This window comes from Paenibacillus mesotrionivorans (assembly GCF_046098205.1).
In the GTDB taxonomy this organism is placed as follows: domain Bacteria; phylum Bacillota; class Bacilli; order Paenibacillales; family NBRC-103111; genus Paenibacillus_AR; species Paenibacillus_AR mesotrionivorans.
Map to the genome: position 1 here is coordinate 158,929 of NZ_JBJURJ010000012.1, position 23,314 is coordinate 182,242.

The 23,314-nt window shown below is 55.6% G+C and carries 21 protein-coding genes; 17 read left to right on the top strand and 4 right to left on the bottom strand.

The features are described from left to right. The first annotated feature begins 16 nt into the window (after window positions 1–16). From ACI1P1_RS18510 to ACI1P1_RS18530, 5 genes are all read left to right on the top strand, one after another. Window positions 17–3,277, top strand: a complete 3,261-nt coding sequence (locus ACI1P1_RS18510) for a hypothetical protein (RefSeq protein ID WP_416217925.1) — start codon at window positions 17–19, stop codon at window positions 3,275–3,277. A gap of 157 nt (window positions 3,278–3,434) precedes the next feature. Continuing rightward, window positions 3,435–4,400 (top strand): ABC transporter permease, encoded by a 966-nt coding sequence (locus ACI1P1_RS18515; RefSeq protein ID WP_416218008.1) that lies wholly within the window; start codon window positions 3,435–3,437, stop codon window positions 4,398–4,400. Next, window positions 4,394–5,269, top strand: coding sequence for a carbohydrate ABC transporter permease (locus ACI1P1_RS18520; protein WP_416217926.1), 876 nt, complete (start codon window positions 4,394–4,396; stop codon window positions 5,267–5,269). The genes ACI1P1_RS18515 and ACI1P1_RS18520 overlap by 7 nt, the downstream gene beginning before the upstream one ends. 68 nt (window positions 5,270–5,337) lie before the next feature. Beyond that, window positions 5,338–6,942 carry an extracellular solute-binding protein gene (locus ACI1P1_RS18525; protein WP_416217927.1) on the top strand — a complete coding sequence of 535 codons (1,605 nt, stop codon included), beginning with the start codon at window positions 5,338–5,340 and terminating at the stop codon, window positions 6,940–6,942. Window positions 6,943–6,989: 47 nt separating this feature from the next. Continuing rightward, complete coding sequence (locus ACI1P1_RS18530) at window positions 6,990–9,338, top strand: helix-turn-helix domain-containing protein (protein WP_416217928.1); 2,349 nt, start codon at window positions 6,990–6,992, stop codon at window positions 9,336–9,338. Window positions 9,339–9,604: 266 nt separating this feature from the next. On the opposite strand, the gene ACI1P1_RS18535 is transcribed toward ACI1P1_RS18530, so the two are convergent. After that, the gene (locus ACI1P1_RS18535) at window positions 9,605–10,501 is read right to left on the bottom strand and encodes an AraC family transcriptional regulator (protein ID WP_416217929.1); all 897 of its coding nucleotides are present in this window, start codon (window positions 10,499–10,501) and stop codon (window positions 9,605–9,607) included. A gap of 150 nt (window positions 10,502–10,651) precedes the next feature. Here ACI1P1_RS18535 and ACI1P1_RS18540 point away from each other — a divergent pair, with 150 nt between their 5' ends. Continuing rightward, complete coding sequence (locus ACI1P1_RS18540) at window positions 10,652–12,874, top strand: family 78 glycoside hydrolase catalytic domain (protein ID WP_416217930.1); 2,223 nt, start codon at window positions 10,652–10,654, stop codon at window positions 12,872–12,874. Between the two features lie 122 nt (window positions 12,875–12,996). Continuing rightward, a complete protein-coding gene (locus tag ACI1P1_RS18545; RefSeq protein WP_416217931.1) occupies window positions 12,997–13,815 on the top strand; it encodes a methyltransferase domain-containing protein in 819 nt (272 codons plus the stop codon). 532 nt (window positions 13,816–14,347) lie between these two features. On the opposite strand, the gene ACI1P1_RS18550 is transcribed toward ACI1P1_RS18545, so the two are convergent. The 3 genes from ACI1P1_RS18550 to comA all read right to left on the bottom strand — a co-directional run bounded on the left by ACI1P1_RS18550 (window position 14,348) and on the right by comA (window position 16,434). Next, window positions 14,348–14,803 carry a DUF441 domain-containing protein gene (locus ACI1P1_RS18550; RefSeq protein ID WP_416217932.1) on the bottom strand — a complete coding sequence of 152 codons (456 nt, stop codon included), beginning with the start codon at window positions 14,801–14,803 and terminating at the stop codon, window positions 14,348–14,350. Between the two features lie 75 nt (window positions 14,804–14,878). Beyond that, entirely contained in the window at window positions 14,879–15,625 is a 747-nt protein-coding gene (locus ACI1P1_RS18555) for a 2-phosphosulfolactate phosphatase (protein WP_416217933.1), read from the bottom strand. Window positions 15,626–15,633: 8 nt separating this feature from the next. Then, window positions 15,634–16,434, bottom strand: a complete 801-nt coding sequence (gene comA / locus ACI1P1_RS18560) for a phosphosulfolactate synthase (RefSeq protein ID WP_416217934.1) — start codon at window positions 16,432–16,434, stop codon at window positions 15,634–15,636. Between the two features lie 199 nt (window positions 16,435–16,633). Between comA and ACI1P1_RS18565 the strand changes: the two genes are divergently transcribed. The 10 genes from ACI1P1_RS18565 to accB all read left to right on the top strand — a co-directional run bounded on the left by ACI1P1_RS18565 (window position 16,634) and on the right by accB (window position 23,310). After that, window positions 16,634–16,900: a YqhV family protein gene (locus ACI1P1_RS18565; RefSeq protein ID WP_416217935.1), complete on the top strand. Its 267-nt coding sequence runs from the start codon at window positions 16,634–16,636 to the stop codon at window positions 16,898–16,900. A 15-nt stretch (window positions 16,901–16,915) separates the two neighbouring features. After that, window positions 16,916–17,950 (top strand): stage III sporulation protein AA, encoded by a 1,035-nt coding sequence (spoIIIAA, locus tag ACI1P1_RS18570; RefSeq protein ID WP_416217936.1) that lies wholly within the window; start codon window positions 16,916–16,918, stop codon window positions 17,948–17,950. 2 nt (window positions 17,951–17,952) lie between these two features. After that, window positions 17,953–18,471 carry a stage III sporulation protein SpoIIIAB gene (gene spoIIIAB / locus ACI1P1_RS18575; protein WP_416217937.1) on the top strand — a complete coding sequence of 173 codons (519 nt, stop codon included), beginning with the start codon at window positions 17,953–17,955 and terminating at the stop codon, window positions 18,469–18,471. Between the two features lie 34 nt (window positions 18,472–18,505). Continuing rightward, a complete protein-coding gene (gene spoIIIAC / locus ACI1P1_RS18580) occupies window positions 18,506–18,709 on the top strand; it encodes a stage III sporulation protein AC (protein WP_113020269.1) in 204 nt (67 codons plus the stop codon). 10 nt (window positions 18,710–18,719) lie between these two features. Then, the gene (gene spoIIIAD / locus ACI1P1_RS18585) at window positions 18,720–19,109 is read left to right on the top strand and encodes a stage III sporulation protein AD (protein ID WP_113020268.1); all 390 of its coding nucleotides are present in this window, start codon (window positions 18,720–18,722) and stop codon (window positions 19,107–19,109) included. Between the two features lie 60 nt (window positions 19,110–19,169). After that, window positions 19,170–20,348, top strand: coding sequence for a stage III sporulation protein AE (gene spoIIIAE, locus ACI1P1_RS18590; RefSeq protein WP_416217938.1), 1,179 nt, complete (start codon window positions 19,170–19,172; stop codon window positions 20,346–20,348). Between the two features lie 15 nt (window positions 20,349–20,363). Then, the gene (gene spoIIIAF, locus ACI1P1_RS18595; RefSeq protein WP_416217939.1) at window positions 20,364–21,083 is read left to right on the top strand and encodes a stage III sporulation protein AF; all 720 of its coding nucleotides are present in this window, start codon (window positions 20,364–20,366) and stop codon (window positions 21,081–21,083) included. A gap of 41 nt (window positions 21,084–21,124) precedes the next feature. After that, the gene (spoIIIAG, locus tag ACI1P1_RS18600) at window positions 21,125–21,760 is read left to right on the top strand and encodes a stage III sporulation protein AG (RefSeq protein WP_416217940.1); all 636 of its coding nucleotides are present in this window, start codon (window positions 21,125–21,127) and stop codon (window positions 21,758–21,760) included. Between the two features lie 70 nt (window positions 21,761–21,830). Further along, window positions 21,831–22,511: a SpoIIIAH-like family protein gene (locus ACI1P1_RS18605; RefSeq protein WP_416217941.1), complete on the top strand. Its 681-nt coding sequence runs from the start codon at window positions 21,831–21,833 to the stop codon at window positions 22,509–22,511. 316 nt (window positions 22,512–22,827) lie between these two features. Further along, window positions 22,828–23,310, top strand: a complete 483-nt coding sequence (gene accB, locus ACI1P1_RS18610; protein ID WP_416217942.1) for an acetyl-CoA carboxylase biotin carboxyl carrier protein — start codon at window positions 22,828–22,830, stop codon at window positions 23,308–23,310. The last annotated feature ends 4 nt before the right edge of the window (window positions 23,311–23,314 follow it).

Below are 23,314 nucleotides of genomic sequence, written 5' to 3' on the forward strand. Positions count from 1 at the left end.
TAGGAGGGATTGCGTGTTGAAAAAAAGTGTTTCGCGGATGCTGGCATGGGTGATGATGGTTTTACTGTTTTTGCAAGCGGTTCCATTCGGGACCGCCTCCGCTTCTTCAGCGGAATCAGGTCAGAGCGCACCTGTGATTCGGGTGGAGGGGGAGCAGTATAGCTCTGTGAACCAGACACCCGTGGCCAAAGCCGAACGGGACAGTCTGCGGGGGACCAGCACGGAATTATCTGGCAATGATTTTCTGTTCTTCAAAAGCGCAGCAGGAGCCCCGCTGCCGTCCGGCGGATATATCGCCGAATACCAGGTTACTGTTGCCGTGCCGGGCATCTACAGCCTTGAGATTATGGCTTCTCCGTTAGCCATGAACCATGTTTCGCCCTACCAGATCCAGATCAATGACGGCGGTTATATGGATGTGAATTCGTCCATTGCCACCAAGATTGGGCAAATTCAAACACCTGTGAACCTGTTCTACAAGTATAAACTGAATCCGGTAACGCTGCAGGAAGGGCTTAATACCGTTTCCTTCCGGGTGCAAAACGGCAGGCAAAGCGACGGCCGGGTATATTTTTTCCTGGATTACCTGGAGCTGTCCAAACTTCCCTGGGGAATCAACAAAATCAGCACCAACGGCTCCAACAATCTGTTTGAGGAAGGGGACGATAAGCAGGTCACCGTCCACTTCACCGACACTGCCAGCTTGGGTCATAGTCTGAGTTACCGGGTGGAGGATTACAACGGGAATGTTGCCATGGAAAACAGCCTCACGTTAAGCGCCAATGTGCCGTCCTATACCTTCCCCGTAACAGGGTTGGAGCGGGGACATTACACAATCACGGTTGAAGCCGCCCAAAGTGGGGTTCCGGTGAAGGAATACCTGTCCGTGGTGATGAACACCTCGGAGCGCCGGAGCATTGCCGATTCCCCCTTTGCCATGGATGTGGCCGGAGGTTCGCTGATTCCCGCAGGGGAAGCGGGGCAGTATGCCCGGGCCGTACGGCTTACAGGCGTGGATTACGTCCGGGAGCGGATGCATTGGAACTCAGTGAGCACCGGGAGCGGTGTGTATGATTTCAGCAAGTATGACCCGTACAACCAGGCCTATGCGAACAATGGCATCAGGGTACTGGAGCTGAACCATATTGCTCCAGGATGGTCCAAGGATGCGGGCAAGAATCTGCCCCGCAATCTGTTCGACGCTTATCATCTGGCGAAGGCCTCTGTTCAGCATTTCGGCACTCAATCGGATTGGGAGTTCTGGAATGAGCCGGATATCCAGTATACGGCGGAAAGCGAAACCGCAGACCAGTATGCCGCCTTCTTGAAAGCAACGACGATAGCAGCCAGGGATTCGGGAGTCCCGACCTCCGTGGCGTTGGGCGGGATCGCTTATCCGCCTGGCGGTTATGTGGAGCTCCTGATGCAGAATGATGTGGCGGCGTATATGGATGCCTACAACTACCACGCCCACCGTAATGACAATGACAGCATCCTGGTGCCCGATGTGCCCCCGTCCTTCGCGGCCCATACCGAGCTTATTCAGGGTTATAATCTGGGGGAGAAGCCTGCGTATGTGACGGAAGCGGGAATGTCCCTGAAATTTGCCGACGCCACCCAAACCTTGGCAGCAAACCAGCTGCGGATGCAGGCCCGTTACCTGGCTGCCTCTACCATCCAGTCCGTTGCCTCCGGCGTGGATAAGCATTTCTGGTTTGTATTCCCCTATTATCTGGAGAACGGTATGTCCTGGGGAAGCTTCTCTGCACGGGGAACCCCTTACCCGGCCATTAATGCCCAAGCGGCCATGACCCATGCATTGGGAGAAGCGAAGTATATGGGACCGCTGTCCGGCTTGCCGCAGGGAATAAAAAGCTATGTATTCCGGGACGGAACGGACAGTGTGGCCGCTTATTGGAGTGAAGCGGAGACGCCGTTTACTTTGACTGCAGGGGGCACTCAGTCACTTTTGACTGACATTATGGGTGTGGAGCAGGAATTGTCCCCATCCGGCGGCAGCTATGCTTTATCCTCGGGACCGGATGTGCATTATCTGCGGATTGCAGGAGATTTTCCGGGGTTGACTGCACCCGTTTACGGAACCCCTATCCCCCATGCACCGGAGCTGACACCGGCGGAGCGGGTGGTGCTGACGCAGAAATACCCTGAAGCCAGTGCCACCAAAGCCAAGGCCAAGGGTTATCAGCTGGACACTGCGCAGCAGACTGAGATTCAAGTGGAGGTGCATAATTTCAACGGCACACCCCTGAGCGGGACGGTGACCGGAACGGTCTACGGCGGATGGAGCCTTGCGGTGCCAACGCAGCAGGTGACGGTAGCGCCTCATTCGAAATCGGTGCTGTCCTTTGTAGTAACAGGCAGTGCACAGGTGGCGGCAGATGTAAAAGCCCCGGTCATCTTCCAGGGCAGCTTCGGCGGGGAGCTTACCTCCAAGTCGGTGACACTCATTGCCTCCACAGAGAATCCCCCGGTAACACCCAGCGTAACCGTACCGGATGTTGACAACCCTTCTCTGTGGGAAACCAATATTTCGGACGGCGCCACCAGTACCATTACCTCGCCTGCACCAGGGGAAATTCAATTCGATTATAGCTTTGGCCCCGGTGACAAGTGGAGCTATCCGTATTTCACGCTGCCTGGTGGAGTGAGCTTTGCGGATACGGAGGGAGTGGTCTTCGACGTGTACTTCCCGGCTCCAGCCGATGGGGTTGTGGTTCGCACCTTCATGTATGAACAGAACGGGTCGGGTTATTTCACCGCCGGAGGTATTGCTCCTGTTGGCGGCTGGCAGCAAATCAAGATGCCTTGGGCGGATTTTGCCGCCTTCGGAACACCGGATGACAATTTCCATCTGGACCCGGAGCAAATTAAGGAATTCAGCCTCGGCATCAATTCCAGAACGGCAACACAGGTAAGCTTCAAGGTGCGGAATATCGGGGTATACACCCAGCCGGATACCGGCTTGTACAGCAAGATTACCGGGCTGGTACCTTCCCACGGACAGGTGGTGGCAGCGGGTCAAGTGAACGTCAGCGCCAACCTCATGCAAGGGGAAATTCCGGTTCTGGCGGATACCATACAAGTTGTGGTGGATGGTGTAGCAGTTTCACATCAGCTGAATGGCGGAGTGATTACGGCAACGGCGGTGCTGGAGCCAGGTGCACATACCATTACAGTCAAGGCCTTCGACGTAAACGGCAGGCTGATTTCCGCCAAATCCGCGGTAACGGCAGCCGCCGGAGCATCCGGCCATTAAAAAAGCGTAACCGCTTATTTTTATCCGATCTGCTGAAACGGCATTCCAAGCACAGAAAAGCAGATTCATTGCTTTTCATGTAATCGCTTTCGTGTAAGGATGGGGATACGGCTAAGCCAAACAACCGACAGAGAGGAGTGCATATGAGTTGAAACAGATGACGGGGCAAAACGTATCCCCTTCCCTTATCCGGGAGCCGGCCGCTGCGTGGAAGCGGAAGCGGGTTTGGGGGAAAATGAGGCGGTTCGGTCCGCTGTACCTATTGTTTCTTCCCGTATTGGCGTATTACGGTATATTCCATTATGCGCCAATGACCGGGGTGGTCATCGCTTTTAAGCAATACAATTTTATGGATGGGATTTTTGGAAGCCCGTGGGCGGGGCTGGATCATTTCAGGAGGTTTGTGGAAAACGGAGATTTCTGGATCATCTTCCGCAATACCCTGCTATTGGCCTTTTACCGGATTCTCATTGCCTTCCCGGCCCCTATTTTGTTTGCAGTCCTGCTGAATGAAATGCGTTTTCCGAAATGGAAGCGCTTTTTCCAAACGGTATCCTATCTGCCTCACTTTGTTTCGTGGGTAGTGGTATACGCCCTGCTTTATAATTTCTTCTCCGAAAGCGGTCTGGTGAATACCCTGCTGAAGTCTACCGTCGGCCACTCCGTGGAGTTCCTGTCCTCGGCGGATTATTACCGGACCATGTTTGTGGGCAGCGCTGTGTGGAAGGAGATTGGCTGGAACGCCATCATCTTCCTGGCGGCCCTGACCCGGGTGGACCCGGATCTGAACGAAGCCAGTGCCATTGACGGAGCCAGCCGTTGGCAGCGCCTGTGGCATGTGACTCTGCCGGGAATCCGCAGCGTTATCAGCATTATGTTCGTGTTGAGCCTGGGAGGAATTCTGAGTGTAAGCTTCGAGCAGACCCTGGTGATGATTAATCCCCAGGTGGCTCCGGTGGCGGAGGTTATCGATTATTACATTTACCGGGTGGGGCTGTTGAACACCAATAATTACAGCTATGCTACTGCAGTGGGATTGTTCCGTTCGGTAATTGCCTTGTCTTTGGTTCTCATCGCCAACTTCGTATCCAAAAAAATCGACGAGGAGGGAGCAATATGGTGACCGGCCCCTCCAAACATTTGACCAAACCGGGAATTGCCGACTATGTCATCTGGTTTTTTCTGATCTTCCTGTGTTTGTCTACGCTGTATCCCTTTCTGAATGTGCTGTTCGTCTCCCTGGCCAATATGAAGGATATCGTCGAGCAGGGTGGGATGCTGATTTACCCGCGTTCCTTCCACTTCGACAGCTACCGGTATGTGATCCGCTTCTCCGGGCTGATGGATGCGTACGGAATCACCATCTTCATAACGGTGGTGGGCACCACGATTAATCTGGTGATGACCTCTCTAGGTGCTTACGTGCTGTCCAACAGAGAGCTGCCTGGCAGGAATTTCCTGATGTCCATCGTGCTGATTGCTATGCTGTTCAACGGGGGATTGATTCCCACCTATCTGGTGGTCCGTTCCCTGCATCTGGTGGATACGGTATGGGCCTTGATGGTGCCCTTCGCCATTAATACCTGGCTCCTGATTCTCATGCGGAACTTCTTCCAGGGGATTCCGGCAAGCCTGCGGGAATCCGCCCGGCTGGACGGCTGCTCCGAGCTGGGGATTCTGGTGCGGATCATGCTGCCCTTGTCTATGCCGATTGTGGCTACACTGGCTTTGTTTTATGGAGTGGCCCACTGGAATGAATATATCAATGTGATCATTTACATCAATGACCCCAAGCTGTCCACGCTGCAGCTGATTCTCCGGAAGATGTACACCTTCTCCCTGGAGCAGCTGGACGGAGACAGTCTGCCGCCTCCGGTGGAAACCATCCGGGCCGCAACGGTGATGATGTCCGCATTGCCCATTATCATTGTGTATCCCTTCCTCCAGAAATATTTTGTCCAGGGTGTAATGGTAGGTTCGGTGAAGGGATGATAGACCTCCAGTGATTGTAGGCCGGTCAGGCTTATAATATAACGACATTAAAAGGGGAGATCACGAACATGAAACACCAGAAGCGCATTATCGCGTCCATATGCACTGTCTCCATGACTGCCGCCTTGGCGGCCTGCGCCAGCGACAAGGCGGAAACGCCTGCGGCGGGCAGCGCCAATCCGCAGACCTCCAGCGGAGCAAGTGCTCCGGCTGCGCCCACCTCAACGGCTCCGGTGGCAATATCGCTGATCCAGCCCGACCTGGGCCGGGTCTGGCGGGATGACAACGCCGTCACCAAGGAAATTGAGAAAAAGGCCAACGTCAAGCTGAACGTCACCATGTTTCCCAACAATGACTTCAACAGCAAGTACAATGTGCTGGCCGCCTCCGGGGATATTCCGGATATCAGCCGCCTGGGCTCCTTCGATTACCAGAAATATGTGGACCAAGGTCTTTATATGGATATCAGCAAGTATCTGGACCAATATGCACCCAATCTGAAGAAAAACCTCAAGCCAGAGCTGTGGGAGCTGACCAAATACAAGGGCAAACAATTCGTTATTCCTTATGAAAATGCTGCAGGCAAGGAGGTGCCGGTGATCCGCAAGGATTGGCTCACCGCCCTGAACCTGAAAATGCCCACAAACCTGGATGAGTTTGAAAGTGTCCTGAAAGCGTTTACCTTCAATGACCCGGATAAAAACGGCAAAGCGGACACCTACGGCCTGGGTGTGACCAATTCGTACTCCGAAACCTTCATGCCTATATTCGGCGCCTTCGGGATTGCTCCGGGCACAGTAGGCGGCAGCACACCGGTTAACAGTTATTTGAAGGATAACAAAATATATCCTATCGCCGTATCCGCAGAATACAAAGCAGCCATCGAATATCTGAAGAAGCTGTGGGACGCCAAGGTGATGGACCCGGAGCTGTTCACCATTAAAGCGGACCAGGCGCTGCAAAAAGCGGCTCAGGGCAAAATCGGCTATTTCACCGCCTGGTGGTCCATTGCACCGCAGCAGCTGGTGCAGCAGCTGAAGATGAAGGAAATCGTACCCGGCGCACAGTGGGATCCCATTTTCCCCGGACTCACCGGCCCCGGCGGCAAAAGCGGCATGCTCTCGTACGGCAATGTAGCGGCTACGCTGGCTATTTCGTCCAAGGCCAAAAATCCGGAGGCCATTCTGAAATTCCTCGATTATATGTCCACGGATGAGGGCTGGGAGCTGAATCACTATGGCTTGAAGGGTGTTCACTATACCACCATTGAGGAGCCGCGCACCCCGGAGGGGCAAAAGGCGTATGACGAAAAGTGGCTGGATCCGCTGAGCCAAATAGTGTCCAGACAGGATTTGTCGGATAAGGTAAGCGCCGCTTCTAAGGACCCGATTCAAGTGGAGAACAACCGCTTCATCCAGGCTGCCGCCAAATATACGCTGTACCAGGATGTGTTCTACGGCATTCCTTTAACAGAAGAACAAAAGTCCTTCGGTCCTGACGTAGCCAAATACGAAGAGGAAATGCTGATCAAGTTCATCACCGGCAAGGAGCCCCTCTCCAAGTGGGACGAATATGTGGATACCTGGAAGAAGAAGGGTGGCAAAACCCTGATGGAATCCAAGGTGAAAAAATACAATGAGCTGAAGGCGGCCAACGTGGGTCTGGCGCTGTAAGCTTCAGGAGCAATTCCGGTTTACACAGATGAAGGGGGGCCGGCAAAGTGGCGGTTTATCAAAAGAAAGCCAGGCGTTTGATGCGGAGCAGTCTTTTTGAATACTTCAACTACTTTCTGGCCCTGTCCCTGCTGGTGACGGCCATTACCGGAGGGGCGCTGTATTATACCTCCTGGTCGATCCTGTGGAAGGATGCGGTCTCCAACAGCAGCAACACCCTGCAATTGCTTAAGAAAGGCCAGGAGATAGTCTTGGCCGAGGTAGACAAAGCCATGGAGTCCATCTTTTTGGATTCCTCTTTTCTCCATTACGTGGATTATTACGCCCAATCGGATATCTACATGCAGCTGCAGCTTCGGGAAAAACTGGAGGCTGCGGCATTATCCAGCGATTATATTCATTCGGTGAGCGTTTATTATACAGGTCCCCGACTGGTTCTATCTTCCCTGCTGGGTTCGGTGCCTCTGGAGCGGTTTCCGGACAATGGTTTTATCCGTGCTCTGGATGCTGAGCCGGCGGAGAAGTCCATGGTCCGCAACCGGCTGCTTCCGGGGATTTCCACCGACGTTGAGGAAACGGTTATTTCCATTGTAAAAACCATGCCGATTGTATATTCCGGCATTCCGTCTGCCTACGTTGTCATCAACATCAAGGGTGATTATTTGGCGCAAATCCTGCAATCCCTCAATACCAATCCGGATGCCCAACTGGTGGTGACAGACCGGGAGGGCCATATTCTCTCCCGGAAGGCCGGGGGAGAGGGTGCCTCCGCCGCCGGAGGTGTATTTGACGCTATGGACATGACCCGGCTCAGCGGACCGGAGGGAAGTCTGTTCACCAAGGTCAGGGGTGAAGAGACCTTGGTTTGTTATGTTTCCTCATCCGCCAACGGCTGGCTGTACATCTACACTATCCCCAAACCGGTGCTGAGCCGCAGTCTGGATATGTGGAGCAGAGGAGCGCTTTTTATCTGCGGGCTGGCTTTAGTCTTAAGCCTGCTGGGCTCCTTTCTCCTGTCCCGCCGTGTATACAGCCCGGTGAACAGGCTCTTGTCTTTATTGCGGAAGACGGAGGATGAAACGGAGGGCGGCGGGGTTGATTACGCCAAGGAAACGGTTCAGCTCGAGCGCAATGTCAGCCGGCTCATCGACCAGAACCGGGATTTAACCGTTTTGTTGAAGGACTATGAAATTCAAAGCAGGCATAAATTTCTGCTCCGGCTGGTTATCGGGGATGAACCGGTGAATCCGCAAACGCTGGAGCGGCTGGCCTATTACGGCCTGCGCTTCAAGCAGGACGGGGCCTATGCCGTTGTGAAGCTGGCCATGGATGAATATGCCCGGTTTGCCCAGGAAACCGGGGAGGCGGAGCGCAATGCTCTGCTGCTCCGGTTATCCAAGATGCTGCAGGAGGAGGCTTTTGTGAAGCAGCCCTACTTGGGGTTTATGGTGGAGACAGATGCCAACGAGCTGGTGCTGATGCTCCATGGCGAGGAGACGGATGCGGGCTTGCAGACGGATGAGCTTCGTTTGTGGCTCTGCCAGCTTCTGGAGCAGCTTCAGGAGACCTTCCGTATGACTTTTACAGTAGGCATCAGCAGCACCCAAAACAGCTTGGAGGCCATCGGCGGCAGTTATCTGGAGGCGGAGGCTGCCCTGCGGCAGAAGCTCATGTACGGAGGAAATACGGTGATTTGTTATGAGGCGGTACGGCCGGAGACAGGTTTTTCCATGTATCCGCTCCATATTGAGAAGAAGCTGCTGACCCATTTCCGCACAGGCAGCCGGGAGGGAATTACCGCCAGCCTGCAGGAGTTCGGAACTCATTTAATGGAGCATCATTTCCGGCAGATTGAGGTGGTCCGCCATTATTTCCTGCAATTGTTTTCCTCCAGCCTGCGCTGTATCTATGAAATTGATGCCAATCTGGGCTTCCAGCCGGCCATTGCCGCGCTGCGCCATACGGATTTGCTGGAGATGGAAACGATGCAGAGTATGGTGGCTTATATGCAGCAGCTGTACGATCTGGTGTTGGACCAATTGGAGCAGAAGCGCTGCCAGAAGAACAAGGAACTTGCTTCCGGCATCACTGCTTATCTCGAAGCGCATCTGGGGGAGGACTTGTCTGTGGAGCGGCTGGGTGAGCTGTTCGCCATCAGCACCTCCCATCTGCGGAAGATATACAAGGATGAAACCGGCAGCACAATCAAGGAAATGGTATCTGAGCTGCGGATTCATGCGGCCAAGGAGCTTCTGGGCAATCCGCGGTTACGGATCCAGGAGATCGCCGGGCAGGTGGGGTATTTGACGGTGCAGGCCTTTACCAAGGCTTTCAAGATGGAAACAGGCAAAACCCCCGGGGAATACCGGGCGGAGGTTTTGCGGGCTAAGGGGTAAGGCGGAAATAACTCGGAGTTCGAAAACACGTACGTACTGGGACTTCCAAATGCAAAAGTGCAGCTATTTTGGAAGAAACGTCATTATTGGCAGGGTCATCCTGCAAAAGTGCAGTTAAATTTAGCATTTTCATTATCTATCGGGTGTTCTGGTAGGTTTAACTGCACTTTTGCATTTGAAGTGGCTCCAAGCGCGGCTCACCGGGGGAATAGCTGCACTTTTGCATGTAACCGGTCCGGCGTCTTGTACCTCTTCATCAGGTTGTCCTAGTGCTTCTGCCGGTGAGAGGTGCGGTATTCCTTGGGTGTTATGCCCATGTGGAGCTTGAACAGCCGGTTAAAGTGGCTAACATCGCCGATGCCCGCATCCTGGGCAATATCCACAATCTTGGCTCCGCTCTCCCGCAAAAGCCGCAGGGATGCCCGGATACGAAGCTCGCTGCGGTATTCCGTGAAGGTCCGTCCGGTAAGCTGCTTGAATTTTCCCGTGAAAACCGTTTGGCTCATGCCACACATCCGGCAGATTTGCTCCAGATGAAGAGGCTCGGCATAGTGGGTCTCCAGGAAATCACATACCTGGCGGATAGCCTTGTTTTCATCGGAATGAAACCCCGTTTCCACAGCAGCAGTCGTTTGACCGTAGCAGCGGCTTACATATACCAACAGCTCCGCAAGCAGCCCTTGGATGGCAATCCGGTAGCCCAAGGGTTTCTTGCTGTATTCCTCCACCAGCCTGTCCAGCCGCTCCTTCACCGCCTGCTCCTCCCCCAAGGACAGCTTCAGATGGGCATGAAATTCCGTCTCCCTGCGGAAAAAGGGCTCCACATAGAAGAAGTGGAGAAAGGGGGTCATTTCCGCCAGGGCTTCCAGATGAGGAGCGAGGAAGGCGGGTATAAACAGCACGTTGACGATTTCCAGAGGCGCATCCCCCCGGACCCGGTAATCATGCTCCACTCCCGGCGGGATAATAAACACATCCCCTCTGGAGATGGGATAGGCTTGACCGGAAAACACATGCTCGCCATGTCCCTGCGCCACAAACACCAGCTCAACAAATTCATGGCTGTGGGGAGTAGCGGGGCGTGTGGGCAGCGTGGGGTAAGGAAAGGCGGCGAAAGGGAAGTCGGGACCCTCCAGAAACACATTCTTCTCATAACGAACCACCGGCTCGAGCCTCCTGCAGAGCTTTTTTTACCATTCTAGCCCCCGGGGAGAAGAAACGTCAATTTCCCCGCATCTTCCGTCCATTAAGCCGGGAATGGTGGTGCGGGACAGAGTATCCTATAGAGGAAAAAGACTGGGGAGGTATGATCCGTGAATGGGGAAACGAATTGGATCAGTGATTGGGATGCGGGATGGACTGCAAAATGGATTGCGGACCGGTGTTTTACGGAGCTGGAGCCGTTGTACCTGTACCACAGGGAGCTGGAACGGCCGGAGCATACACCGCCTGATCCGGAGTTAGCCAACCGGCATATGCTGGTGCGCAAGAGCTTACGGCTGGAGGAGCTGCCTGTAGAAGCCCGGCTGCGGATTACGGCGGATGATTATTACAAGCTTTATATAAATGGGCGTTATGTCGGTCAAGGTCCGGCACAGGGGTATGCCCATCATTATTACTACAACGGCTATGACGTAAGCGCGTTTTTGCAGCCGGGGGAGAATATCATTGCGGTGCATGTCTATTACCATGGACTGATCTGCCGCTCATACAGCAGCGGAGATAACCGCCAGGGGCTGATTGCCGAGCTGTGGGGGGACGGAAAACTGCTGGCTGCCACGGATGAGAGTTGGCGGTATACACAAGCGGAGGAATATGGTGAAGCGGGTATCATCGGATACAACACCCAATTTTTGGAAAATATTGATCTGCGTAAACGGGAGAAGGACTGGTTATCCACAGGCTTCGACGACTCCCCCTGGCAGAACGCCTGGGTTCACCCGGGGCATGGGCATACGCTGGTTCCGCAGCCCACACCGCACTTGTCTGTATACACGCAGCCTCCGGCCGACATCCGGGAGGTAGAGGATGGAATATTTCTGGATTTCGGCATCGAGCTGACTGGCCAGGTGAGGGTCTGCGTCTCCGGGCAGGCGGGAGAAAAGGTGGAGATCCGGTATGGGGAGGAGCTGGACGGGCATGGCAGGGTCCGCTATAACATGCGGAGCAACTGCGTGTACAGGGACACTTGGATTTTATCAGGAGAGCTGGAGGAACTGGAGGCCTACGACTATAAGGCCTTCCGTTACGCCGAAATTCTGTCCGGCCCCCAGGTGAAGCTGACTGTCCCCTCCATTGCAGCAGTGGTGCGGCATTATCCCTATCGGGAGGAGGCCTGCAGATTTGAATCCTCCGATCCACGGCTGAACGCCATCTGGTCCATCTGCGCCAACGGAGTCCGCTATGGAACCCAGGAGAATTATGTAGACTGTCCCTCCCGGGAAAAAGGGCAGTATCTGGGTGACAACACCATTATCACCCACGCTCATGCCTATTTAACGGGAGACCTGCGGATGTTCCGGAAAGCGTTGGAGGATTTCACCCTTCTGGCAGGGGAGCTCTGCCCTGGACTGCTGGCTGTAGCACCCGGCCATTACATGCAGGAAATTGCCGACTACTCCCTGCAATGGCCCATACAGCTCCTGCGTTATTACAAAATGAGCGGGGACCGGGAGTTGCTACAGGCCAAACATCCGGTGGCGGAGGGGATTATAGGGTACTTCGCGCAGTACCTGGGGGAGGACGGTTTGCTTCATTCCGTCAACGGCAAGTGGAATCTGGTGGATTGGCCGGAGAATCTCCGGGACGGGTATGATTTTCATTTGGTGAACGGCCATGCTGACGGGTGTCATAATGTAATCAACAGCTTCTATTACGGTGCTCTTGTGGCCTTGGTTGAAATTCGCCAGGCTTTAGGGCTCCCGGCAGCGGATGAGGGGTTGGATGCATTCCGCCAGGCCTTCCAGAAGCGCTTCTACCGTCCGGACAAAAATCTGTTCGCGGATGCCAGCGAATCGGAACATTGCTCGCTGCACGCCAATGCGCTGCCGCTGCTCTTCGGGCTGGCGCCTGAGGAGGTAAAGGCGTCGATTGTATCGCTGATCCGCCGGAAACGGCTCAGCTGCGGCGTATATATGGCTTATTTTGTTTTGCAGGCGTTGGCTGAGGCGGAGGAATATGACCTGTTATATGAACTGATCGTATCGGATGATCTCCATTCCTGGAACACGATGCTGGAGGAGGGGGCAACCACCTGCTTTGAAGCCTGGTCCAAGGAACTGAAGTGGAATACCAGTCTCTGCCACCCCTGGGCCAGCGCGCCGGTGCCGCTTTTTATTGAAGCCATCGCCGGACTGCGGCCGCTTGCACCCGGGTGGGACACCATCGCTTTTGAACCGCATATTCCAGATTCGCTGGATTGGTTCCGCCTGTCCGTTCCCATTCCCGGCGGAGAGATTGGTCTGGAGTATGGCGGAGGGACTGTCCGGCTGTCTGTACCCGACCATTGCACCGTCATCCGCCCGGGGCAAATTTGAACCACCCTGACATACGCTGATACAAGCCGCCGTTTATCCGAATACAATAGGGTATCTTGCGAATCCGTGCTTCCTACGGAGGCCTACCGACAGATATCCCAGCATTGAGAGGATGTGATGGCATGAGGATTGATATCGGCTGCGGCAAACGGCCCCACCAGAACTGTGTCGGCTTGGACCGCATTCCCGGCGAGGGTGTGGCGATGGTGCATGATTTTGACTATCCCATTCCTATAGCGGATAACAGCGTTGACTTTATCATGGCATCCAACAGCTTGCAATACGCTGCCGATCTCCCGAAGGTGATGAAGGAGCTTTACCGGATTTGCCGTCATAAGGCTGTGGTGTGTATTGTGGCGCCGTATGCCCATTCTACCTCCCATATGGCTAATCCCCGCTTCCGGCAATCCTTCAACGAGCACTCTCCGCGTTATTGGACCCGGCACCGGTCCTTCCCCGGGAACCTGGAGGAGTATTATCTCACACGGACCGATACCTGGTCTCTCCTGGTGGATGAGGACCCGGCGGAGGCAGGCGAGCCGGATTTCCGTCTGCTTAAGCTGGAGCTGTTCTACTACCCGCCGTATCAGGGCTGCTACGATCCGCTGGAGCTGACCATTCTAAGACAGTCCCAGCTGAATGTGGCTGATCAGATTATGTATCATCTTGTTGCGATTAAGGCTCCCGTGGAGGAGCATGAGCTGGAATGGATGCGCATATCAGAGCAGCTGGAGGAGCCGGAGACCATTACCCAAACCCGGTCCCTTTCGCGGATGCTGATCAAGGCGGAGGAGGAGCCGCCCTTCTGCATGGATTCCTTCGAACCCGTGATCATGGAGCAGAAACGGCAAAAAGCCCCGCGGACCTCCAACCTCCGCAGAACCGTCAGGAAAAAGAATGCCGCAGCCAAGAAACGCCGGAAGATTATGCGCAAGCCGTAAGGACTGCGGAGCGGGAGCCGGAGGCCAGAGCCGAAGCGGTGCAGCAGCGTCAGGACTATACTGGGCGGGAGAATCCCAGACCGTGGGGCGGTCGTCCAGTCGAAGTCTCCAGCCGAGTCTCCAGTCGAGGTTTCCAGTTGAGTTGTCCGGCATGGCCAAGTGGTGCGTATGGTGCCGCCGTCCGTCCCTGTCTTGGCATCCGTCAGATTTTTAACGGAAGTGAACGCCCTTATTTGCCCCGAATGAGGGCTGCGGAAATTGTAACGGAAGCAGGAGACCTTATTTCCTCAAATCCGGGTCCCACGGAGGCTATAGGGGCCCAATAGCGGCTGTGGCCGCCGTTAGAATTTCCAAAGTAACCTAAAACCGGAAATAGCGTCTCTGGCTGCCGTTAGAATCCCTGGTGACCTGGCGGCACCCGGCGCCAGCAACGAAAATCCCGGGCACGTGTGCCGAAGGCGTTTTCGTATAAATGATGAAATGTTGAAGAGAGCCCCGAAACCAGCTCAGCCGGTTTCGGGGCTTTTCCAGGCTACTTGAAGAAAAACTGCCCCAGCTTCAATAAAAACGCAGTTATCCCCGCCGCCATCAGAGGGCCGACGGGCACTCCCCGCAGGAAGATAATCCCCATGATGGAGCCGATGACCAAACCCACAATCAGCTGGGGGTCAAACTTCAGCAGATCCAGTCCTTTGCCGTTCATCCAGGTGGCCAGCGCGCCGCCAACCAGCGCAATGATCCCCGGCCAGGAGGTAAACACCGCCGTCACATCCTTGACGGAGATCCGCTCACTCGCAAACGGGACCAGCACGCCCATGGTGAGAAACAATAACCCAAGCTCCAAGCCGCGGCGTTCGATCGTAGGCAGATACCGCTCCAGATGAATCAGCTTCACCACCAGAAGGATGCAGGCAGCTGTGGTAATAATGTTGGAACGGCCCACCATGCCGATGACGATTAAGGCCAGAAGCAGCAGATTGCCATTCATTCGGGTATTCCCCTTGTCCTAGGATTCTCGTTGGTTGATTGTATGCTGTCTCTGAGAAGTTAGAACAAGCAGCTATCATATTGACCGGCTGGGTTCACCCTCTGTCCCGGTTAGAGGAACCAGGAGGCCGTTTTGCCAAACCGGCACCAGATTATAGCGGTTGGTCCTTCCGCAGAATTCCAGATCACGGGCAAACCCCATACCGGTAAGGCGTTTGCCATTGGTGCACCCGGCTAACACCTCCGCCAGCCGGTTCTTGGCCTGTCTCCAGCTGCCCAGCATGGCTTCGGTCAGATCGCTCAGGACAAGGTCTTGTCCGGTCAATTGCAGCAGCTCCTCCGCCACCAGCCCGGCGCATAAGCCATCCTCCAGGGAAAACCGGTTATGGGTTCCGGAGCAAACCAAGGTGACATCCCGGTTCATACCAAAGAGAGCACGGGCGGCGGCTGATGCGTTAAGCAGTGATCCGGCCATCACGGTGTGGGCCTTCCCCAAGGCGGAATGCATAGCCCGGGTGCCGTTGGTGGTAGTGAGAATAATCCGCTTGCCCGCCAGATCGGCTGCCAGGTAATCCATGGGGGAGTTTCCTAACTGGAAGCCGGCAGGGCGTTTTCCTTTGCGCTCACCGGCCAGGATATCATCGCCGCCGGCAGCCGCTTTTGCCTCTTCCAGAGTCAGAACCGGCAAAAAACCGGCACAGCCGCAGGCTAACCCTGTGATGATGCAGCTTGTTGCCCGGAACACATCAATAATAAGAACCGATTTGCCGCTGAAATCCGTTTCCGCCGCTTCTCCAGCGTGAGCCAATGTTTCGATCCGCATGGTGCCTCTCATTTTCCCCGCAGGAAGAAGCTGTCGGACCGCAGCCCCCGCCTCAGCGCTTCCAGGGAAATCACGTCCTGGGGAGCGATATTCCCCAAATTCACTTCCGGTCCCAAAAGCTCCATCAGCCGCACCTGCTGGTTTTTCTGCGGTGCCTCCCACAAGAGCAGATGCGGGCTGGGTATTCCCTCCAGCACCGCCTGCACCTCGTCGTCCCGGCATTGGCCCGACTCGTCGAAGATCCCCACACCCACGCCCGATTCCCGGGCCTCCACCGTCACCAGCTCCGCACCGGCCTCCAGATCGGACAAAACCGTCTCAATCAGTTCATCGGTTTCAATCCGCGAGCCCCAGCATTTTTTTCCATATTCCGTGTACACCGAAAGACCCAGGCGGCAGCCCTCCCGGATCAGCCTGGTGCGGAGTGCGCGGTCCAATTGGATGGTTCCGTCGGAAACCTCTACTGCCGTAAAGCCCAAACCGGCGATTTGCTCCATAAAACGATCCTCCAGCCCGGCTGCAACCGCTGCTTCCAGGAAGGTTCCGCCGGGCATCACGGGAACGCCGGACAGTGCCGCTAGACGTATTTTTTTGGCCAAAACCTCCTCCGGATACAGGGCGGCGGTACCGAAGCCCAGCTTGATCAGATCGATATGCGCCTCCGCCGTTTCCAGCAGGTCGGCGAAGGCATGGGAGCCCAGGCCCTTGTCGATGACCATGGTAATCCCGCTGGTCCGGGGTTTGCTCTGGCGTTTGCCGGCGGGATTCACCAGCTCCTGTTGCCAGAACGGTTGAGATGTGACTTCCATTGATGACAGCTCCTTAGCAAACAGTGTAGGCATATAGAGCATCATATGCGGCGGCAGAAGGGGAGTGCGAAAATTGGCATGGCCCCGGTTATTTCACAGTCGAGAACTGCATAAGGTTAAGAGAAGCCGGCCTTGTCCTTTGAAGACTCTCACAATCTAGCAATGGCTGCGGCAATCGTACGAGGAGGGATTACAAAAAATGCTGGATAAATTTGTGATGGGTATGGCGGGCCTGCGGGTGCTCTCCGGCAGCATCGAGCTCATTGCCGCCGTGCTGATGCTCCGGTTTATGCAGGTGGAAAAAGCGCTTCTGATCAACTCCGGCCTGGCTGTGGTAGGCCCTTTGATCCTTCTGGCCACCACCACCATCGGTCTGGTGGGAATGGCAGACAAGCTCTCCTTCGGCAAGCTGTTCTGGATTTTGCTAGGGGTGTCCTGCATCTTTTTCGGCATTCTAAAAAAGTAACGGGGAGTCATATTTATGAGGGTCAAGCATATAGATGTGATAGACAACAAGATTGTCCAACCTTCCGAGGCGCCACAGAGGCTGTTTGCCGAGTCGGTGCTGCCGCTATTGCCCGCAGGACTCTCCCAGGCGGCGGCGGGGCTGCCCGGCAGCGTACAAGCCCGGATCGAGGAGATCCGCATCCGGGAGGGAAGGCCGCTGGAGGTCATCTACGGCGGCCAGTACGGATTTGTCAGCCCGGACGGCTCTGTCGGCCGGGAGCCGGGGGTGGCGCACACGGTCAGCCGTGAGGATTGCGCCCAGCTTCTGGAGCGACTGACCCGCCATTCCCTGTACTCCTTTGAGGAAGAGCTCAAACGGGGCTTCATTACCGTGGAGGGCGGACACCGGGTTGGGCTGGCAGGCCGAACGGTGCTGGAGGACGGCCGGGTGCGGATGATCCGGGATGTTAGCGGCTTTAACATCCGGATCGCCCGGGAGGTGCCGGGCTGCGGACGGGCTGTGCTGCCCTCCATTCTGGATGCGGGAGGGCGGACGGTCCACCATACACTGGTGATCTCGCCACCCGGTCATGGCAAAACCACCATGATCCGCGATCTGGCCCGGCTCATCAGCGAGGGAGAGTGGCCGGATTCGGGCTATGGAGGCGGGCGGAAGGTAGGCGTCGTAGACGAACGTTCAGAGATCGCAGCCTGTGTCCGGGGAGTGCCCCGCTTCAGACTGGGACCCCGGACGGATGTGCTGGACGGCTGCCCGAAGGCGGAGGGCATGATGATGCTGATCCGCTCCATGTCCCCGGATGTGCTGGTGGTGGATGAAATCGGCAGACCTGAGGATGCAGTTGCCGTACACGAGGCTGTCCATGCGGGAATCCGGGTGATAGCCACCGCCCACGGAGCGGGCCGGGAGGATGTCCTGTCCAGGCCGGTGCTCCGGGAGCTTACCGCCTCGGGCGTGTTCAAAAGGCTGGTTATTCTGCAGGGCAGGGGCGCTTCCGTCCGGGTGGAAAGCCTGTCCGGAGCGGGATATCCCCAAGGGGGAGGAATGTAGGCATGCTGAAGCTGGCAGGCGCCATGTGCGTTATTTTCGCAGGAACCATGCTGGGCTTTTACCAGGCGCTTCAGCTGTCCACCCGGACCCGGCAGATCCGGCAGGTGATGCAGGGGCTCCAGCGGCTGGAAACGGAGATTACCTACAGCTTTACTCCGCTATCCCAGGCTCTGCGCCAGGTGGCGGACAGTCTCGCTGGTCCCGTGGCGCATCTGTTCCGCCGGACTGCGGAGGCGCTGGAGGAGAAGGAAACCGCAACTGTGCAGGAAAGCTGGCGGCTGGCGGTGGAGGAGTGCTGGTCCAGGACGGCCATGAAGCGGCCGGAGCGGGACGCGGTGCTGCAACTGGGGGCGGTGCTCGGCAAAAGCGACAGGTCCGACCAGGCCAAGCATCTGCGGATGACGGTCAGTCTCCTGACGGCGGAGGAAGCGGAGGCTGCGGAGGAGAACAGACGGTATGGCAAGATGTGGAGAAGCCTGGGGCTGCTGTCCGGCGTCCTGATCGTCATATTGATGTATTAAAGCTCGGAAGCTTAGCTTGAACGGGAGGCCAGCCATGAATGTGGATGTGAACGCAATCTTTCAAATCGCCGGCATCGGTATTGTCATCGCCATGATCCATACGGTGCTGAAGCAGATGGGCAAGGAAGACATGGCGCACTGGGTGACGCTGATCGGCTTCGTGGTGGTTCTGTTTATGGTAGTCGGCATGCTCTCCGAGCTGTTCCAGGAAATCAAAACCATCTTCCTTTTCCAGTAGGTGAGAGCCCGTGGAAATTATACAAATCGTTTCACTGGGATTGGCGGTCACGGTTCTGGCGCTGATCCTGAAGGAGCAGAAGCCCATCTTCGCCTTTCTTCTGGTCACCGTAACCGGCATTGTCATCTTCTTGTTTCTCTTGGGGAAGATTTCAGCCGTCATCCGGGTGCTGGAGCAGTTGGCCGACCGCTCCGGCGTCAACCATGTGTTTTTTACCACCATTCTCAAAATTATCGGGGTGGCCTACATCGCCGAATTCGGCGCCCAGATTGTCCGGGATGCGGGCCAGGATTCCATCGCCTCCAAGATTGAGCTGACCGGCAAAATCCTGATTATGGTCATGGCGATTCCCATCGTTTCCGTCATCATCGATACAGTGCTCAAGCTCATGCCTGCCTGATGCGGGTATCCAAGCCCCTTCCGTACCACATTTTACGGCCCTATGTTGGGAGTTGTACCTATGAAACGCATCGTCTTCCTTGCGGTTTGCTTCGCGCTATTCCTGCTCTTGTCACTTCCGGCTTACGCAAGCGCAGGCGGAAATCCGGCCGATGCCATCATTACGGATCAGACGGAGAAGCTGCCCACCGGCCAGGTGGAGCAATACTGGTCGCAGATGATGAAGGAGTACGGGGCGTATTTTCCCTCCGGGGAAACCCCGAAGTTTAAGGATCTGGTGGCATCGGGCAACCAAGCCTTCAGCTTCAAAAGCATTCTCAGCGCTATCCTGAAGTTCTTCTTCCACGAGGTGCTGCAGAACGGCCGGCTTTTGGCCAGCATCGTCATCCTCACGGTGTTCAGCATGATCCTGGAATCCCTGCAGAGCGCCTTCGAGCGCCAGTCCGTCAGCAAAATCGGCTATGCCATCTGTTACATGGTGCTGATTGTCATCGCCATCAACAGCTTCAATATCGCTATCGAATATGCCAAAACGGCAATCGGCTCGATGATCAACTTTATGATCGCCATCATTCCGCTCTTGCTCACACTGATGGCCTCCATGGGGAATGTCACCTCAGTAACCATGATGCATCCCCTGATTGTGTTCATGATCAATACCATGGGTTCGGTCATCTACTACGTGGTATTTCCGCTCCTGTTCTTCTCAGTGGTGCTGCATATTGCCAGCTCTCTGTCGGAGAAGTACAAGGTCACCCAATTGGCTAAGCTGCTGCAAAAAGGCGGCGTGGTGGTGCTGGGTGTTATGTCCACCATCTTCCTGGGTGTGCTGTCGGTGCGGGGCATCTCCGGGTCTGTGGCCGACGGGGTGGGCATCCGGACAGCCAAGTATATTACCAGCAATTTTGTCCCGGTTGTCGGGAAAATGTTCTCCGATGCCTCCGATACGGTCATCGGGGCGTCCCTTCTGGTGAAGAACGCCATCGGGCTGGCGGGAGTTGTCATTCTGGTCAGCATGTGTGCGTTTCCCGCCATCAAGATTTTGACCATGGCCGTGATCTATCATGTATCAGCTGCCGTGCTACAGCCCTTGGGCGACAGTCCGATTGTCAAAACCCTGTCCACCATCGGCAAAAGTCTGGTGTATGTATTCGCCGCCTTGGCGGCGGTAGGATTTCTGTTCTTCCTGGCCATCACCATTCTGATTGCAGCCAGCAACGTGTCCGTGATGGTCCGTTAACAAGGAGGCCTGCCTATGATTGCCTGGATTCGCGAATGGCTGACCCAGGTTATCCTGATTATCCTGCTGGCGTCTTTTGCGGAGCTCCTGCTGCCGTCCCAAGCCATGCAGCGTTATGTACGGGTGGTTGTCAGCCTGTTCCTGCTGCTTACCCTCCTGACGCCGGTGTTCGAGCTGTTCACCCGGCAGTGGGACTCGGAGCAGGTGCTGGCCGAGGCCCAAACAGCCGGATTCAAAGACGGTCGGGCAGGGAAGCCCGACAAGGCCCAGCCGGTATTGGCCCCGCTGGCGGCGGTGCTGGACGATGCCGAGAAGCTGAAGTCGGATCAGGTCAAGGAAGCCCAACGGCTGGCGGAGGAGAAGCTTGGCCAGGAGATGAAAGCGGGACTTGCCCGCTCTGCGGGCATTCAAGCCCGGGAGCTGGCGGTTACCCTGGAAGTGGATAAAACAGGATCGCCGGTCATCGGCTCGGTCCGTGTGGTCCTATCACATAAAGAAGAAAGCCCTTCGCCGGAAGCGGAGGAGAAAAGCAAGGTGAAGCCGGTTACCGTGGAGGCTGTGAAGCCCGTGACGGTTTCCATGGAACATGCGGCGGGAGCCCTGTCCGCTTCCCCCAAGTCCGGTGTTGAAGGAACAGCAGAAGCGAATGAAGCGCGTGCCCGGTGCGTCAGCTATATGGAGAAGGAATGGCAGGTGCCGCGGGAGCGGCTGGCCGTTACCTTCACCGGAACGTAAGCATACACATTCAGTTTGACCTTTTCAGGAGGTGAACAACAATGGCATCTTGGCTCAAAAAACTGGAGGATATGCTGTCCGGCGGACCCGGAGGCGGCAAACGGGTGAAAACTTTCCGCTGGCTCCTCTTAATCGGCTTGGCGGGCATTGCGCTGATGATTCTCAACTCCTTTTCATCCTTCCATATCAAGGAGGTCCTTCCCATCCAGTCGGGAAGCGCTCCTCCTGACGAAAGTAAACCCGCCTTCGGTTCGGGCGCCCGGATGGAAACCAGCTTCCGGGATTACGAGCAGGCTTACGAAGCCAAACTGCGGGATATTCTTACGAAAATTGCGGGAGTGGGCGAGGTGGAGGTGATGGTGACCATCGATTCCACCGAGGAGCTCCAGGTGGAGAAAAATACCAAGGAAACCCAACAGTCCACCAATGAAAAAGGGGCCAACGGCGAAACCCGGTTTATCTCCGAAACCAGCCGCTCGGCGGACGCCGTCATCATGAACCAATCGGGGGGAAACAACCCCCTGGTGGTGAAAACCACCAAGCCCAAAATCAGAGGGGTGGTCATCGTAGCCAAGGGGGCGGAAAATGCCACCGTCAAAAGGCTGATTACCGAAGCGGTGGAAAGGGGCCTCGAGGTGCCGGCCCACCGGATTTCCGTAGTACCCCGCAAGCAGTAGCGGCGCTAAAAGCGCTGCTACAGCCAGGGGATGACATAGAAGAAACCAAAAACCAAGGAGGATGCAACATATGAATACGAAAAGACAAACAATTTGGCTGGTGTCCATGCTGAGTCTGATGGTGGTACTGTCGGCGTACTATCTCTTTACCGAGGACGTGGACAAATTGAACTCCGTTACGGAGAAGACGGCCCAGCAGGAAATCAAGGTCACCACGGAAGAGAAAACTCCCGAAGCGGCGGATAAAGCGGTTGGCGGCGTAACCACCGACAAGGCGCAAACCACCGATAAGGCGCAAACCACCAGCAAGGATCAAACCACCGACAAGGCCCAAACCGTCACCAAAACGGAAACCAGCGACGCCAAGGTTCTGGAGAAGGTGGCCAGCAAGGCGGTATCCGGCTCCGATTATTTTGCCAACTTGGTAATCAAACGCAATGAAGATCTTGGCAAAAAGGTGGAGAACCTGGCCAACATCATCTCCGACACCAAAAAATCCGCAGATGAAATTGCGAAAGCCAGCGATGACTTTGACCGGGTCCAAACCATGCAGGCCAAGGTGGAAAGCCTGGAGGATATCCTGGGCCAAACCTACAGCAATGCCATCGTTTTGGACGAAGGGGACAAATACAAGGCAGTGGTCCAGGTGGCCAACAAGCTGGATGCCAAGCAGGCTCAGGGCATTATCGATCTCATGATCAAGGAATTGGGTGTTTCCAAGGAATCCGTTTCCGTGCAGTACCTGAAGTAAGCCGCCATGCTCTAGGGAGGGCCGTACGGGCTCTCCCCCCGGGCATAAGCGTTTTACGCCACCCTTAGCTGATAGACAGGACATTTGTCGGTTCTTCCACAATCGTGACGGGATTCTAGGACTAGGTTATAAAACAGTCTTGTAGTGGCGGACGAGTGTGTTATAATTACTTTCGTCGCACGCTTGTTTCATTTCCGTTTCCTTGTGGCACCTGCATGAACCAATGCCGCGAACCGCCATGTGCGAATAGCTGCGGCAGATGCTTGTCCATGCCGGTTTATGCCGGCCAATAAACGCTTAGGAGTGGGTACGGCGCATGTTCAAATTAAGCGAAATCAAGGAATTGATCCGCCTCGTAGACCAGTCGAATCTGCAGGAGCTGGAGATTCAAAATGAAGGATATAAGCTGTACCTGAAAAAACCGGGAGTAACCGAATCCCTTTTGGTCACCCATACCCCCGCGTATCAGACAGCCCCGGCCGCTGTTTCTGTCCAGGCCGAGCCGGTCAAGAACGAGCCGGTGCGGGAGGAGCCCCAGGCCAAGCAGGAGGAGGACGGCCAGCTTCACCGGGTCGTTTCGCCGATGGTAGGTACATATTATCACGCTCCTACGCCTGAAGCCGCCCCCTTCGTGAAGGCGGGAGACCGGGTAACGGAGAAAACCGTGGTTTGCATTGTGGAAGCCATGAAGCTTATGAATGAGATTGAAGCTGAGGTCAAGGGCGAAATCGTGCAGGTGCTGGTAGAGAACGGCCAGCTGGTGGAATACGGACAGCCGTTGTTCCTGGTCCGCGTCTGACGGG